The sequence below is a fragment of the Pseudomonas sp. AC172 genome (assembly GCF_979258595.1).
Map to the genome: position 1 here is coordinate 5,319,582 of NZ_OZ409868.1, position 15,452 is coordinate 5,335,033.

Annotated in this window: 13 protein-coding genes; 6 read left to right on the forward strand and 7 right to left on the reverse strand. The window is 56.6% G+C overall.

Annotated elements, in window-relative coordinates:
- Positions 1–7 precede the first annotated feature (7 nt).
- Complete coding sequence (rsmG, locus tag ACZ0A4_RS24095; protein WP_463576597.1) at positions 8–652, reverse strand: 16S rRNA (guanine(527)-N(7))-methyltransferase RsmG; 645 nt, start codon at positions 650–652, stop codon at positions 8–10.
- A complete protein-coding gene (mnmG, locus tag ACZ0A4_RS24100; RefSeq protein ID WP_008084400.1) occupies positions 649–2,547 on the reverse strand; it encodes a tRNA uridine-5-carboxymethylaminomethyl(34) synthesis enzyme MnmG in 1,899 nt (632 codons plus the stop codon). Before mnmG ends, rsmG begins: the two co-directional genes overlap by 4 nt.
- A 572-nt stretch (positions 2,548–3,119) precedes the next feature.
- Between mnmG and ACZ0A4_RS24105 the strand changes: the two genes are divergently transcribed.
- The 3 genes from ACZ0A4_RS24105 to ACZ0A4_RS24115 all read left to right on the forward strand — a co-directional run bounded on the left by ACZ0A4_RS24105 (position 3,120) and on the right by ACZ0A4_RS24115 (position 7,127).
- Entirely contained in the window at positions 3,120–3,626 is a 507-nt protein-coding gene (locus ACZ0A4_RS24105) for a sigma-70 family RNA polymerase sigma factor (RefSeq protein ID WP_463576598.1), read from the forward strand.
- On the forward strand, positions 3,626–4,573 hold the full coding sequence (locus tag ACZ0A4_RS24110) for a FecR domain-containing protein (protein WP_463576599.1): 948 nt from the start codon (positions 3,626–3,628) through the stop codon (positions 4,571–4,573). Before ACZ0A4_RS24105 ends, ACZ0A4_RS24110 begins: the two co-directional genes overlap by 1 nt.
- 118 nt (positions 4,574–4,691) lie before the next feature.
- Positions 4,692–7,127, forward strand: a complete 2,436-nt coding sequence (locus ACZ0A4_RS24115) for a TonB-dependent siderophore receptor (protein WP_463576600.1) — start codon at positions 4,692–4,694, stop codon at positions 7,125–7,127.
- A 43-nt stretch (positions 7,128–7,170) separates the two neighbouring features.
- Here ACZ0A4_RS24115 and mnmE read toward each other — a convergent pair whose 3' ends face one another.
- The 5 genes from mnmE to rpmH form a co-directional block, all read right to left on the reverse strand.
- Positions 7,171–8,541, reverse strand: coding sequence for a tRNA uridine-5-carboxymethylaminomethyl(34) synthesis GTPase MnmE (gene mnmE, locus ACZ0A4_RS24120; RefSeq protein ID WP_463576601.1), 1,371 nt, complete (start codon positions 8,539–8,541; stop codon positions 7,171–7,173).
- A 79-nt stretch (positions 8,542–8,620) separates the two neighbouring features.
- A complete protein-coding gene (gene yidC, locus ACZ0A4_RS24125; RefSeq protein ID WP_034152190.1) occupies positions 8,621–10,300 on the reverse strand; it encodes a membrane protein insertase YidC in 1,680 nt (559 codons plus the stop codon).
- A 2-nt stretch (positions 10,301–10,302) separates the two neighbouring features.
- Positions 10,303–10,548, reverse strand: coding sequence for a membrane protein insertion efficiency factor YidD (yidD, locus tag ACZ0A4_RS24130; protein WP_010465488.1), 246 nt, complete (start codon positions 10,546–10,548; stop codon positions 10,303–10,305).
- Positions 10,541–10,942 carry a ribonuclease P protein component gene (gene rnpA / locus ACZ0A4_RS24135; protein WP_463577626.1) on the reverse strand — a complete coding sequence of 134 codons (402 nt, stop codon included), beginning with the start codon at positions 10,940–10,942 and terminating at the stop codon, positions 10,541–10,543. The genes yidD and rnpA overlap by 8 nt, the downstream gene beginning before the upstream one ends.
- 16 nt (positions 10,943–10,958) lie before the next feature.
- The gene (gene rpmH, locus ACZ0A4_RS24140; protein WP_003213577.1) at positions 10,959–11,093 is read right to left on the reverse strand and encodes a 50S ribosomal protein L34; all 135 of its coding nucleotides are present in this window, start codon (positions 11,091–11,093) and stop codon (positions 10,959–10,961) included.
- Between the two features lie 566 nt (positions 11,094–11,659).
- Between rpmH and dnaA the strand changes: the two genes are divergently transcribed.
- The 3 genes from dnaA to recF are packed head-to-tail and all read left to right on the forward strand — an operon-like array spanning position 11,660 to position 15,447.
- The gene (gene dnaA, locus ACZ0A4_RS24145; protein ID WP_463576602.1) at positions 11,660–13,186 is read left to right on the forward strand and encodes a chromosomal replication initiator protein DnaA; all 1,527 of its coding nucleotides are present in this window, start codon (positions 11,660–11,662) and stop codon (positions 13,184–13,186) included.
- Positions 13,187–13,225: 39 nt separating this feature from the next.
- A complete protein-coding gene (dnaN, locus tag ACZ0A4_RS24150; RefSeq protein ID WP_007911887.1) occupies positions 13,226–14,329 on the forward strand; it encodes a DNA polymerase III subunit beta in 1,104 nt (367 codons plus the stop codon).
- A gap of 14 nt (positions 14,330–14,343) precedes the next feature.
- Positions 14,344–15,447, forward strand: coding sequence for a DNA replication/repair protein RecF (recF, locus tag ACZ0A4_RS24155; RefSeq protein ID WP_003220208.1), 1,104 nt, complete (start codon positions 14,344–14,346; stop codon positions 15,445–15,447).
- The last annotated feature ends 5 nt before the right edge of the window (positions 15,448–15,452 follow it).

The following is a 15,452-nucleotide window of genomic DNA, read 5'->3' on the forward strand; positions in this document are numbered from 1 at the left end:
TTCCCAATCATGCCGTGCGGCGCAGTATCAGCAGATGGCGTTGGCCTTGGCAACCGGGTACGGCCAGGGCGTGTTCGCTATCGAGTTTGAAGTCTGCCGGCAATGCTACCAGCTCATCGGCCGGATGAACGCCCTTCATTGCCAGCCAGCGTGTATCGGCATCGCCGAGGTGGCGAGTCCAGTTGGTGAAGTTCTCCATGCTGCTGAACGCCCGGGAAATGATCCCGTTGAACGGCTGCGCAGGCTGGAAGGCTTCGACACGACTGTGGATAACTTGCAGGTTATCCAGTTTGAGTTCGAGTTTGACCTGAGTCAGGAAGCGGGTTTTCTTGCCGTTGCTGTCCAGGCAGGTCACTTGCGAATCCGGGTACAGGATCGCTAACGGGATCCCCGGCATGCCGCCGCCACTGCCGACGTCGAGCCAGCGACCGTTTTCGATGAACGACATGACGCTGAGACTATCGAGCAAGTGCCGCGAAACCATTTCGTCCGGATCGCGCACGGCGGTCAGGTTGTAAGCCTGGTTCCATTTGATCAACAGAGCCAGATAACCCAGCAGCAATTCGTGCTGGATTTCAGTGAGGTTGACACCGAGCTCGCGGGCTCCTGTGGATAACTCTTCGGCGTGTTGCGAAGTGACCTTAGAACTCAAGCGCTTTGCTCCAACTGACGGCCCGCGCCGCGTTTTTTCAAATGAATCATCAACAGCGAAATCGCTGCCGGGGTCACACCCGGGATCCGCGAAGCCTGGCCAAGCGTCTCTGGACGAGTCGCGCCGAGCTTGCTCTGGATCTCCTTGGAGAGACCGGAAATGTTGGTGTAATCGATATCCACAGGCAATTTCGTGTCTTCACTGGCGCGCAGACGGGCGATTTCGTCCTGTTGACGATCGATGTAACCGGCGTATTTGGTCTTGATTTCAACCTGCTCGGCGACCTGTGGATCTTCCGCGCCATTGCCGGTCACTTCGACCAGACCAGCGTAGTCGATTTCCGGACGGCTCAAGAGGTTGAGCAAGTTGTATTCGTGGGTCAGCGGTGTGCCGAATTTCTCGGCAATCGCATCGCCCTGCTGCGTATTCGGACGAACCCAAGTGCTTTTCAGGCGTTGTTCTTCGAGTTCGATGCTTTCGCGTTTCTTGCAGAAGGCCGCCCAACGCGCGTCATCGACCAGACCCAGCTCGCGACCTTTTTCGGTCAGACGCAGGTCGGCGTTGTCCTCACGCAGAATCAGGCGGTACTCGGCACGGGAAGTGAACATGCGGTACGGCTCTTGGGTGCCGAGGGTGATCAGGTCGTCGACCAACACACCGATGTACGCTTCATCGCGACGCGGACACCAGGCTTCTTTGCCCTTGGCGCGCAGTGCGGCGTTGGCGCCAGCGAGCAAACCCTGGGCGCCGGCTTCTTCGTAACCGGTGGTGCCGTTGATTTGCCCGGCGAAGAACAGACCGCCGATGACTTTGGTTTCCAGGCTGTACTTCAGGTCGCGCGGATCGAAGTAGTCGTACTCGATCGCATAACCCGGACGCACGATGTGCGCGTTTTCCATGCCGCGGATCGATTGCACGATCTGCAATTGCACGTCGAACGGCAAGCTGGTGGATATCCCGTTGGGATACAGCTCGTGGGTAGTCAAACCTTCCGGTTCGATAAACACCTGATGGCTTTCCTTGTCGGCAAAGCGGTGGATCTTGTCTTCGATCGACGGGCAATAACGCGGGCCGATGCCCTCGATTTCACCGGCAGCCGAATACATCGGCGAACGATCGAGGTTCGCTGCGATGATTTCATGAGTGCGGGCGTTGGTGTGAGTAATCCAGCAGCTGACCTGGCGTGGATGCTGTTCTTTGTTGCCCATGAACGACATCACCGGGATCGGCGTATCGCCTGGTTGCTCGGTCATTACTGAGAAATCCACAGACTTGCCATCGATACGCGGCGGTGTACCGGTTTTCAGGCGACCGACACGCAGTGGCATTTCACGCAAACGGTGAGCCAAGGCGATCGACGGCGGATCACCGGCGCGACCGCCGGAAAAATTCTGCAAACCGATGTGGATAAGTCCGCCAAGGAAGGTACCGGTGGTCAACACCACGGAATCGGCGAAGAACCGCAGACCCATTTGCGTGACAACACCACGGACTTGTTCCTGCTCGACGATCAGGTCATCAGCGGCTTGTTGAAATATCCACAGGTTCGGCTGGTTTTCCAGTATTTCGCGGACAGCGGCTTTGTAAAGAATACGGTCGGCCTGAGCGCGGGTAGCACGCACGGCCGGGCCTTTACGGCTGTTCAACACACGAAACTGGATGCCTCCCAAATCGGTAGCCGTGGCCATCGCGCCGCCGAGGGCATCGATTTCCTTGACCAGATGGCTTTTGCCAATGCCACCGATGGCAGGGTTGCAACTCATGGCACCGAGGGTTTCCACGTTATGCGTCAGCAACAGGGTTTTTGCCCCCATACGTGCTGAGGCCAGTGCTGCCTCGGTACCGGCATGACCGCCGCCGATGACGATCACTTCAAAACGGGAAGGGAAATCCACCACGCACCTCGTGCCTGCTTAAGTAGGTAATTCAGGAATAGTTTGAGATCAGGTTTCTGGACCTGGTCGACAAGTATAGGGACTTCGCCCTTCCTAAAGAACCCTTTGCACAAAATTTAACCAGCTGTGGAGAACTCGAGGTTAAAAGAATAAAAAAGAGAGAAATTTATAAAACCTTTGTTTTTATGTTTATTCTTACTGAGCCACCTTTCTGTGGATAGATTGCTACAGGCCTTTATATTCAATATGTACAGAGTTTCAAAACCCTGTGCTCATGTGCCAATAAGGCCCTTGGATAACCGGTGTAAGCCTGTGGATGAAAGGGGTGGTTATCCACAGATAGGGTTATATCCAGTTTTGAGGCCCTGTTATCAACCGACCTCAGTGGCAGTTATTCACAGAGTTTAATCCACAGAAAATCGACCAAATGGCTTTTTCAGGGCACAGAAAAAAGCGCCACCGAAAGATCGGTGACGACCAGGAAGCCGATGGAGGGATGTGAACGGGCTATTGTGAGAGAACGTAACAGAGGCTAATAATAGCTATTATCATTAACTCGCCAGTTTTCCCCCATGTCCCTACCCGCCCATAACGCTGCGATCGAGCAAATCTACGAGCAACACCATTCGTGGCTATATGGATGGCTCAAGGGAAAATTGCATGACGCCTGCGATGCTGCCGATGTGGCGCATGACACGTTTGTGCGAATTCTGGCTGCGCGTAACGCTGCACAGATCCGTGAGCCGCGGGATTATCTGACCACCGTTGCACGCGGATTGGTCATAGATCGGTATAGAAGGCGCGCCATAGAAAGCGCGTATCTGCAAACGCTTGCGGCCAGACCCGAGGCGACGGCCATCAGCGAAGAAGACAAAGCGCTGATCATCGAAACCCTGGTTGCTGTGGATAAAGCCCTGGCCGCTCTTGGCCCGCGAACCCGGGAGATCTTCATGCTTTCGCAGATCGACGGCCTGACTTATCAACAGATCGCTGTGCAGTTGAAGGTTTCCCTGACCACAGTAAAGAAGCACATGATCCGCGCTTTGACGGAATGTGCCCTGATCATGGCGCAGCGCTGATGGCCATAGCCCCCAACCGCAAAGTTTTCGAAGCCGCTGCCGGTTGGTACGTGCAGTTTCAGGCCGATTCGCCGACGCCAGCCGAACAGAAAGCCTGGCAGCTGTGGATAGATAGCGATCCAGCGCACTTGGCGGCGTGGAACCAGATGGAACAATTGCAGCGTCATCTCGGCACTCTGCCGCAGGATTTGAAACGTCGCGCGCTGAATACCGGCCACCAACGGCGCCAGGTACTGAAGCTGTTGCTGCTCGCGACCGGGACAGGGTTCTTGGGTTGGAACGCTCAGCAACATACATCCTTGGGGAATGTCTGGGCCGACTACAAAACCAGCGTTGGCCAGCGTCGTAGCATTTCATTGGCAGATGGCAGCCAGATCCGGCTCAACACCGACACCGCCATTGATGTGTCCTTCGATGCGGTGCAGCGCCTGATTCGCTTGCGCTCGGGTGAGATCCTCATTCAAACCGGCAAGCTTGGCGATCAGCGGCCGTTTTTTGTCGAGACCCACGATGGCCGGATTCAAGCGTTGGGCACGCGTTTTTCCGTGCATCAGCTGTCGGGCTCAACGCGGGTCGGCGTGCTGGAAGATCGGGTCAGCGTGCAACCCGCTGATCCATCAACGCCCGCGATGATCTTGAAAGCAGGCGAAGGCGCTGACTTTGATAGGCGGCATATCGGTCGCCTTCATCCCTATAAATCCTCGGCAGTGGCGTGGACCAACGGCCAGCTGATTGTGCTCGATGCACGGTTGGGCGAGGTGATCGAAGAGCTGGGGCGTTATCGCAGCGGTGTTCTGCACTGCGATAGCCGCGTCCGGGATCTGCGGGTATCCGGCACTTTTCGACTCGATTCCACCGATGCAGTGCTGGCCAATCTCCAGGCCTCGTTACCGATCAACGTCCGCTACTTCACCCGTTACTGGGTCTCGATCAGCCACAACGTCTGATCGAAAACCACCTGGGGAAAATAAATCGAAAACAGGGTTATCTTTTTTTGCCCTGACCCGGCCCTACAGGTAATCGCGATAAACGCGGCTCTTCGCCACCTTCAGGGCTTATTCACACATGCGTCTTCCCACGTTCCGTCAGCGTTTTTCCCACCACTGCATTGCATACAGCTTACTGATGACCAGCGCCGCATCCTGCCTGATCATGAGCAACAGCGCCTTCGCTGCGACGGCAACCCAGCGTTACGACATCGCTGCCGGCCCGCTGGATATCGCTTTGAGCCAGTTCGCCTCGGCCGCGAACGTGATTTTGTCGTTCTCACCACAACAGACCAGCCGCTTGCGTAGCACCGGGCTGAACGGCAGCTTCACCGTCGAACAAGGCTTCGCCCAACTGCTGCAAGGTTCGGGGTTGCAAGCCGTGCCGCAGGCGCCGGGCAGTTACATTCTGCAGGCGCTACCCAATGGTGACTCACTGGAACTGGCCCCGACCAATATCAACGGTCAGTTGGCGAACCCGATGAACCTCGTTTACGCCGCCGACGTTGGATACAAGGCGCAAAACAGCCGGATCGGTACGAAAACCAGCACACCGTTGTCGGAAACGCCCCGCTCGGTGTCAGTTGTAACCGCGCAACGCATGAAAGATCAGAAATCTCAGACGCTGACCGAGGTGCTTGGCTACGTGCCGGGGATCTTCGCCCCACCGTTTGCCGCCGGCGACAGTCTGGCCGGGGACCTGTTTTATATTCGCGGTTTCAACGCCACCGATTATGGCTACGGTCTGTTGCGCGATGGGCTGCGTGTACAAGGCAACCGCTATGACACCAGCACCGAGCCTTATGGACTTGAGCGGGTGGAGATTTTCCGTGGCCCGTCCTCACTGCTCTATGGGGAAAACGCGCCGGGCGGTCTGGTCAATCTGGTCAGCAAACGGCCAACCGCGGCACCGCAAGGCGAAGTGCAATTGGGTTATGGCTCGAACAACCGCCGGCAGATCGGCGTCGATGTTTCCGGCCCGCTCAATGACAGCGGCAACGTGCTCGGACGCGTGGTGATGCTTGGCCGCAAGTCCGACACCCAGACCGATCACGTTCCGGACGACCGTATCTACATCGCGCCATCGCTGACCCTGAATTTCGACGATTACAACACACTGACCCTACTGGCCAACTACCAGAAGGATCACACCAACATGGAACTTGGCCTACCCGCTGCAGGGACTTTGCTGACAAACCCCAATGGCAAGTTATCCAAAGGCACCATGCTCGGCGACCCGGACTGGAACACTTTCGAACGGGAAACCTGGAGCACCGGTTACGAGTTCAGCCACTCGTTCAACGACGACTGGCAGTTCCGCCAGAACTCGCGCTACATGCAGTCGCGCATTACCCGCCACGAAACCTGGCCGGGCAACCTCAACAACGCCGGGTTTGGCACACGCCTGAACATGACGGCGTACGATCGCTTCAACAAGTCGATGGTGTACTCGCTGGATAACCAACTGGAAGGCAAATTCCAGGTCGGCGGTCTGGAGAACACCGTGTTGTTCGGCGCCAGCTACGATCGCACCTCTTTTAATCAGGACTGGAACGCCGGCATCGTCGGGCCGATCGATGTGTATAACCCGGTGTACCTGCGCGATCCGACCACACCGATTGCGGTGCAAAACACCTTGCTTGAGCAACAGATGAAAGGGGTTTATGCACAGATCCAGAGCAAGTACGACCATTGGCTGTTCCTGCTCGGTGGCCGCCAGGATTGGGTCGACAGTGATTTTCGCGACAAGGTCGCCCAGTCGAGCGACATCAGCTCCGAGGACAAGAAATTCACCTATCAGGGCGGCGTGATGTACCAGTTCGACAACGGCATGACGCCGTATGTCAGCTATTCCACCTCATTCGTGCCGGTACAGCAGATCTCCAATGCCGGCGCGCCACTCGACCCCATCACCAGCAGCCAATATGAAGTGGGCCTGAAGTACGAACCGATCGGCTGGGACACTGCTTTCACTGCATCGGTGTACGACCTGCGTAAAAAAGACGACACCTACTTCGACGCCACTACATCGAGCTACCGCCAGGTGGGCGAAAGCCGTTCCAAGGGTGTGGAACTGGAACTCAACAGCAACCTGACGCAGAACCTCAACGTGACTGCGGCTTATACCTACACCGACGCGCGAATCACCAAGGATGCCGCGACGTCATTGGTCAAAGGCCATCAAATGACCGGCGTGCCACGTAATCAGGCTTCGGTCTGGGCGAAATACCGTTTCCTCGATGGCGACTTGAAAGGTTTGTATGTGGGCGGTGGTGTGCGTTACTTCGACAGTGCCTTCGCTTACACCTCGCCTTCTCTCTACGGAAAGCTGGATGCCGGCGACGTTACCTTGGTGGATGCGGCCATCGGTTATCAGATCGATACGCACTGGAGCGTCGACCTAAATGCGAAGAACCTGTTCGACAAGGAATATGTGTCGGGTTGCAACGACGCGGGTCGCTGCTATTGGGGTGAAGATCGCACCCTTCTCGGTACGGTTTCCTACAACTGGTAAAACGAAAAAGGGGCTGTGGATAAATTGTCCACAGCCCCTTTTGTCATTTGCCGATACAGAAACTGGAAAAGATTCGTCCCAACAGATCATCAGAGCTGAAAGCCCCGGTGATTTCGCCGAGAGAATGCTGGGCCTGGCGCAAATCCTCGGCCAGCAACTCTCCGGCGCCAGCCAAGGTCAGCTGAGCGCGGCCGTGTTCCAGTGCCGCACTGGCGTGGCGCAAGGCCTCCAGATGCCGGCGACGTGCACTGAAACTGCTTTCCGACGTCTGCTCGTAACCCATGCAGGCTTTGAGATGATCGCGCAACAGATCCAGACCTTCACCGGCCGATTTGGCGCTGAGACTGATCGTCACGTGCCCGTCTTCGCTGGTTTCCAAAACAATGGCTTCGCCCGTTAGATCGGCCTTGTTGCGGATCAAAGTAACTTTGGCCGGATCTGGTCGGGTTTCGAGGAATTCAGGCCACAAGGCAAACGGATCCAGCGCTTCCGGAGCGGTCGCATCGACCACCAGCAGTACCCGATCGGCTTCGCCAATGGCTTTCAATGCCCGTTCAACACCTATCTTTTCCACCTGATCATCGGTATCGCGCAGTCCAGCCGTATCGACAACGTGCAACGGCATGCCGTCGATGTGGATATGTTCACGGAGGATGTCGCGGGTGGTGCCGGCAATCTCGGTAACGATTGCCGCTTCGCGACCGGCCAACGCATTCAACAGGCTGGATTTGCCAGCATTCGGACGGCCGGCGATCACTACGGTCATGCCATCGCGCAGCAACGCGCCCTGCCCGGCTTCGCGCAGCACTGTAGATAATTCATCGCGCACTTTGTCGAGCATGCTCAGCACATGGCCATCGGCGAGGAAGTCGATTTCTTCTTCCGGAAAGTCGATGGCGGCTTCAACGTAGATACGCAAACCGATCAACTGCTCGGTCAAGTTATGCACACGCTGGGAAAACGCGCCTTGTAATGAGCGCAACGCATTACGCGCAGCCTGTGCAGAACTGGCTTCGATCAAATCGGCAATCGCCTCGGCCTGGGCCAGGTCGAGTTTGTCATTGAGGAAGGCGCGTTCGCTGAATTCACCAGGACGGGCCAAGCGACATCCCAGTTCCAGGCAGCGTTTGAGCAACATATCCAGAACGATTGGGCCGCCGTGGCCTTGCAGTTCCAGCACGTCTTCACCGGTGAACGAATTCGGCCCCGGGAAATACAGCGCCAGACCTTCATCAAGCACTTGTTGTTCGTCGCTGAAAAACGGCCCGTAATGGGCGTAACGCGGTTTCAGTTCGCGGCCGCTGATGGCTTTTGCCGCGACACTGGCCAATGGCCCGGAAATACGGACGATGCCGACACCACCGCGACCTTGAGCGGTGGCGACAGCGGCGATGGTTTCACGAGGTACGCTCATTAACCGGAATCCAGACAAAAATGACAGATAGCAAAACGCCCCACTAGGGGGCGTTTTGAGTGGTTATCCACAGTGTAAATCAAGCGGCTGCTTTGGTAGCCCGTTCGATCTTACGTGTGATGTACCACTGTTGGGTGATGGACAGGCAGTTGTTCACAACCCAGTACAGCACCAGACCAGCCGGGAACCACAGGAAGAAGAAGGTGAAGATGATTGGCATCATTTTCATGACCTTCGCCTGCATCGGATCCGGAGGAGTCGGGTTCAACTGCTGCTGGATGAACATGGTTGCGCCCATGATGATCGGCAGAATGAAGAACGGATCCTTGATCGACAGGTCTGTGATCCACAGCATGAACGGCGCTTGGCGCATTTCCACGCTTTCCAGCAGAACCCAGTACAGCGAAAGGAAAACCGGCATCTGCACGAGGATTGGCAAGCAACCACCCAGCGGATTGATCTTCTCTTTCTTGTACAGCTCCATCATGGCTTGCGACATTTTCTGCCGGTCATCGCCATGTTGCTCTTTCAGAGCAGCCAGTTTCGGTGCAACGGCACGCATGCGCGCCATCGATTTGTAGCTGGCAGCCGACAGAGGGAAGAAGAGACCCTTGATCAGCATGGTCAGGAAGATGATCGACCAGCCCCAGTTACCGACAATGGCGTGGATATGTTGCAGCAACCAGAAGATTGGCTGGGCAATGAACCACAGAATGCCGTAGTCGACGGTCAGTTCCAGACCTGGGGACAACTCTTTCAGCACAGCCTGGCTTTTCGGACCGGCATATAGCACAGCGCTGGTTTCAACTTTGGCACCTGGCGCAGCGGTCAATGTAGGACCGGTGTAACCGATGATGTAGTTGCCTTTGCTGTCTTTACGGGTCTGGACGACGTTGTTTTCGCCCTTCGCCGGAATCCACGCGGTCACGAAGTAGTGTTGCAGCCAGGCTACCCAACCACCGGTGACGGTTTCTTTCAGCTGCGCCTTGTCCATGTCCTTCATGGACACTTTCTTGTACGGCTCCGAACTTGTCCACAGGGCAGCGCCCAGGTAAGTCGCGGTGCCAGTAGCAGTAGTGGACGAAGGATCGGCACTGTTGTCGCGCTTCAACTGAGCAAACATTGCGCCGTTCCAGGGCTGAGCGCTCTGGTTATCCACAATGTAGGAAACGGCTACGTCATACAGGCCGCGTTTCAGGGTGAAACGCTTGATGTAATTGACGCCGTCCTTGCTGAACTTCAGGTCGACGACCAGTTGGTCCTGACCGTCAGCCAGTTGATAAGTCTTCTTCTCCGAGGAGTAGACCGGACGACCGGCAGGATTTGCATCCGGGCCGTTGGTGCCGATCAGACCGCTTTGGGCCAGATAAACACGTTCGCCGCCGTTATCGAACAGCTGGAACGGAACATCAGGACGATCCTGACGACGTGGATACAGAGGCAAGGTCAGTTGAGCGACATCGCCACCTTGTGGATCGATCGCGAGATCGAGCACGTCGGTTTTGATCTGGATCAGGTCCTTGCTGGCGGCTACCGGCGTTTCGGCAGGTGCGCTGGTATCGCTAGCGGCGCGCGGAATATCGTCACTGGCGGCAGCATTATTGCCAGTGGCGGTATCCGGCAAACCGGATGTAGTCGTACTGGAAGCAACATTCTGAGTCGGCAGGGCAGCCTGACCATAGTCCTGGTTCCATTTAAGGACCATAACGTAGGCCACGATTGCCAGGGCGACGATCAGGATCGTGCGTTTGATATCCATGATTACTCGGCCATCGAAGAAGAACGGGAGGTAGGGATAGGTGGAACCGGGTCATAACCACCGGGATTCCACGGATGACAGCGACCTAAACGACGAAAGGTCAGCCAGCCACCGCGCAGAAGGCCATGATTTTCGATGGCTTCATACGCGTAGCAGGAACAACTGGGGTAGAAACGACAGTGACTGGCCATCAAAGGACTAATGGCATAGCGATAAAACTGGATCGGAACGAGGGCCAGTTTACGCATCGGTACTGTCTACCCCTACAGTTTCGGTTTTGACTTCTGGAACTGGCTTGCTGCGTGCCAGACGCTTCCAGAGCTTGCCGAAATGCTGAATCAATTCGGGGTTTTCTACATCGCCCAGACCTTTGCGCGCGACGATAACGATGTCCCAGCCGCCCAGTGAATCCTGGTGCAGACGGAACGATTCGCGCATCAAACGTTTGAGGCGATTGCGCTCAACGGAGAGCTTTACGCTCTTTTTCCCGATAACCAGCCCGAGACGGGGGTGATCAAGATCGTTGTTGCGTGCAAGGAGCAGGAGATTTTTCCCCGGAACCTTGCCGGTAGGGGAGTCAAAGACTGCCTTGAAATGCCGGGGAGTAAGCAGACGCTTTTCCCGACTGAAGTCCTGACTCACCTCCAGTACCGGATTATCAAACTGCCAGACGCGCACGACCTTTGGCGCGGCGACGCGACAGGACTGCACGGCCGTTCTTGGTAGCCATGCGAGCACGGAAACCGTGGGTACGGGCGCGTTTGATAGTGCTTGGTTGGAAAGTACGTTTCATGTCGTGTTACCTGGTTCGTCCACAACGGGCCGGAATGGCCCCCGTTTTAAGAGACCGGGGATTCTAGAGAAAGCAAGCCTTCAGGTCAATTTCCAACCAGCGTTTCCTTATAAATAGATATCGGGGCTCTCTCTGCCTGAAAGCTTGTCTGCCAAATATAAAAATAAAGAAGGGAATTATTTAAAGCTTTTCTGTAAAGCTTATAAAAGCTAGGCACGACCTCTTCTGTGGATAAGTGACATCAGCCCATGTTTTACCTGATGTACAGAGAATGACAACTACGGTGGAAAACCGTGTTCAGCCTGTGCTGCGCTATCGGATAACCTGTGCGTGGAATGGGCTGTTATCCACAGGCAGGTTATCCACCGAGTTCAACCCCCAGTTGTCCAGTGCCCTTAGAGGCGGTTATCCACAGAGCTTATTCACACACCGTTGGTCGCCTTTTTCTGATTTAACGCATTGATAAATCATGGTCACCGGGCAACCTGCATGTGGATAAGTGGACGGCTCGCCGCTACAATGGCCGCTTGTTTTTGCCTCACCGGCTTTCAACTTAGGGGATATCCGTGTCAGTGGAACTTTGGCAGCAGTGCGTGGAGCTTTTGCGCGAGGAGCTGCCTGCCCAACAATTCAACACCTGGATCCGTCCACTACAGGTCGAAGCCGAAGGCGACGAGTTGCGCGTCTACGCACCAAACCGTTTTGTGCTGGACTGGGTCAACGAAAAGTACCTGGGACGGGTCCTTGAGCTGCTGGATGAGCACGGCAACGGCATGGCGCCTGCGCTTTCCTTATTAATAGGCAGCAAACGCAGTTCCGCTCCGCGTGCCGCACCGAATGCGCCGCTGGCCGCCGCACAGGTTTCTCAGGCTCAGGCCAATGCCGCGCCTGCGAACACGCCGGCACCCTCGCAGACGCCTGCACCGACGGCCAAGCGTTCGACGCAGAAAAGCCCTGAAGTCAGCGATGAACCGTCTCGCGACAGTTTCGACCCGATGTCCGGTGCCGCTTCGCAGCAAGCCCCGGTCCGCGCCGAACAGCGCACCGTGCAGGTCGAAGGCGCGCTCAAGCACACCAGTTACCTGAACCGCACTTTCACCTTCGAAAACTTCGTCGAAGGTAAATCCAACCAGCTCGCCCGCGCGGCGGCCTGGCAAGTGGCGGACAACCCCAAGCATGGCTACAACCCACTGTTCCTTTATGGTGGCGTTGGTCTGGGTAAAACCCACTTGATGCACGCGGTGGGTAACCATCTATTAAAGAAGAACCCGAATGCCAAGGTCGTGTACCTGCATTCCGAGCGTTTCGTGGCCGACATGGTCAAGGCCCTGCAACTGAACGCGATCAACGAGTTCAAGCGTTTCTACCGTTCGGTGGATGCTTTGCTGATCGACGACATTCAGTTCTTCGCCCGCAAAGAGCGCTCGCAGGAAGAGTTTTTCCACACCTTCAACGCCCTGCTTGAAGGTGGTCAGCAGGTCATTCTTACCAGTGACCGCTACCCGAAAGAAATCGAAGGCCTTGAAGAGCGCCTTAAATCCCGCTTCGGCTGGGGCCTGACGGTTGCCGTCGAGCCGCCCGAACTGGAAACCCGCGTGGCGATCTTGATGAAGAAGGCCGACCAGGCCAAAGTCGACTTGCCGCACGACGCCGCGTTCTTTATCGCCCAGCGTATTCGCTCCAACGTCCGCGAGCTGGAAGGCGCGCTGAAACGCGTGATCGCCCACTCGCACTTCATGGGCCGCGACATCACCATCGAGCTGATTCGCGAATCCCTGAAAGACCTGCTGGCGTTGCAGGACAAACTGGTCTCTGTGGATAACATTCAGCGCACCGTCGCCGAGTACTACAAGATCAAGATCTCGGATCTGCTGTCCAAGCGCCGTTCGCGCTCGGTTGCGCGTCCGCGTCAGGTGGCCATGGCGTTGTCCAAGGAACTGACCAACCACAGCCTGCCGGAAATCGGCGATGTGTTTGGCGGCCGTGACCACACCACCGTGTTGCACGCCTGCCGCAAGATCAACGAACTTAAGGAATCCGACGCGGACATCCGCGAGGACTACAAGAACCTGCTGCGTACACTGACCACTTGATGAACACCAGCGCAGCTTATTAAGGCAAGGGACTAGACCATGCATTTCACCATTCAACGCGAAGCCCTGTTGAAACCCCTGCAACTGGTCGCAGGCGTCGTCGAGCGCCGACAGACCTTGCCGGTACTCTCCAACGTGCTGCTGGTTGTCGAAGGCCAGCAGTTGTCGCTGACCGGTACCGACCTGGAAGTCGAGCTGGTCGGTCGTGTGCAACTTGAAGAGCCGGCTGAAACAGGTTCCATCACCGTGCCTGCGCGCAAGCTGATGGATATCTGCAAAAGCTTGCCCAACGATGCGCTGATAGACATCAAGGTCGACGAGCAGAAGCTGGTCGTGAAGGCTGGTCGTAGCCGTTTCACTCTGTCGACTTTGCCAGCCAACGATTTCCCGACCGTTGAAGAAGGTCCAGGCTCGCTGACTTGCAGCCTCGAGCAAAGCAAACTGCGTCGCCTGATCGAGCGCACCAGCTTCGCCATGGCTCAGCAGGACGTGCGTTACTACCTCAACGGTATGCTGCTGGAAGTGTCCGAGGGCATCATTCGCGCCGTGGCCACCGACGGTCACCGCCTTGCCATGTGCTCGATGAAGGCCGATATCGGCCAGCCGGATCGCCATCAAGTGATCGTGCCCCGCAAAGGTATCCTTGAACTGGCACGTCTGCTCACCGAGCCGGACGGCAACGTCAGTATCGTATTGGGCCAGCACCACATCCGCGCCACTACCGGCGAATTCACCTTCACCTCGAAACTGGTCGACGGCAAGTTTCCGGACTACGAGCGCGTTCTGCCGAAGGGCGGCGACAAGTTGGTACTGGGCGATCGTCAGGCTCTGCGTGAAGCATTCAGCCGCACCGCGATTCTGTCCAACGAGAAGTACCGTGGTATTCGTCTGCAACTGGCCAGCGGTCAGTTGAAGATCCAGGCCAACAACCCGGAGCAGGAAGAAGCGGAAGAAGAAGTGGGCGTTGAATACAACGGCGGTTCGCTGGAAATCGGCTTCAACGTGAGCTATTTGCTCGACGTGCTGGGCGTGATGACCACCGAGCAGGTTCGTCTGATCCTGTCCGACTCCAACAGCAGTGCGCTGGTGCAAGAGTCCGACAACGACGATTCGGCTTACGTTGTCATGCCGATGCGTCTGTAATCAGCTGACCCTGGATGTCCTTAAGTCGTGTTTCGGTCACCGCGGTGCGCAATCTGCACCCGGTGACCTTCTCCCCCTCCCCCCGCATCAACATTCTTTACGGCGCCAACGGCAGCGGCAAAACCAGTGTTCTGGAAGCCATTCATCTGCTGGGGCTTGCCCGTTCGTTTCGTAGCACGCGGCTGTTGCCGGTCATCCAGTACGAACAGCTCGCCTGTACCGTGTTCGGTCAGGTCGAACTGGCCGAGGGTGGGCACAGCGCTTTGGGTATCTCGCGCGATCGTCAGGGCGAGTTCCAGATCCGCATCGACGGCCAGAACGCCCGCAGCGCTGCGCAACTGGCGGAGATCCTGCCACTGCAGTTGATCAACCCCGACAGCTTCCGCCTGCTTGAAGGCGCGCCGAAGATTCGCCGGCAGTTTCTCGACTGGGGCGTGTTCCACGTCGAGCCACGGTTCATGGCCACTTGGCAGCGTTTGCAGAAGGCCTTGCGCCAGAGAAACTCATGGCTGCGGCATGGTACACTTGACGCCGTTTCGCAAGCGGTTTGGGACAGGGAACTGTGCCAGGCCAGCGCTGAAATCGATGAATACCGCCGCGCTTACATCAAAGCCTTGAAACCAGTCTTTGAACAAACCTTGAGCGAACTGGTTGAGCTCGAAGGTTTGACGCTCAGCTATTACCGAGGCTGGGACAAAGACCGGGAGTTGAGCGCCGTACTGGCCGGTTCCGTGCAACGGGACCAGCAAATGGGTCATACCCAGGCAGGACCGCAACGGGCTGATTTGCGTCTTAGATTGGGCGCACACAACGCCGCGGACATTTTGTCCCGAGGTCAGCAGAAGTTGGTGGTCTGTGCACTGCGGATTGCCCAAGGGCATCTAGTCAGCCAGGCCCGACGCGGTCAGTGTATTTATCTGGTGGATGACTTGCCGTCCGAGCTGGACGAGAGCCATCGTCGCGCGCTGTGCCGCTTGCTGGAAGACTTACGCTGCCAGGTGTTTATCACCTGTGTAGATCACGAATTATTGAGGGAAGGCTGGCAGACGGAAACGCCAGTCGCTTTGTTCCACGTGGAACAGGGCCGTATCACCCAGACCCACGACCATCGGGAGTGAAGGCA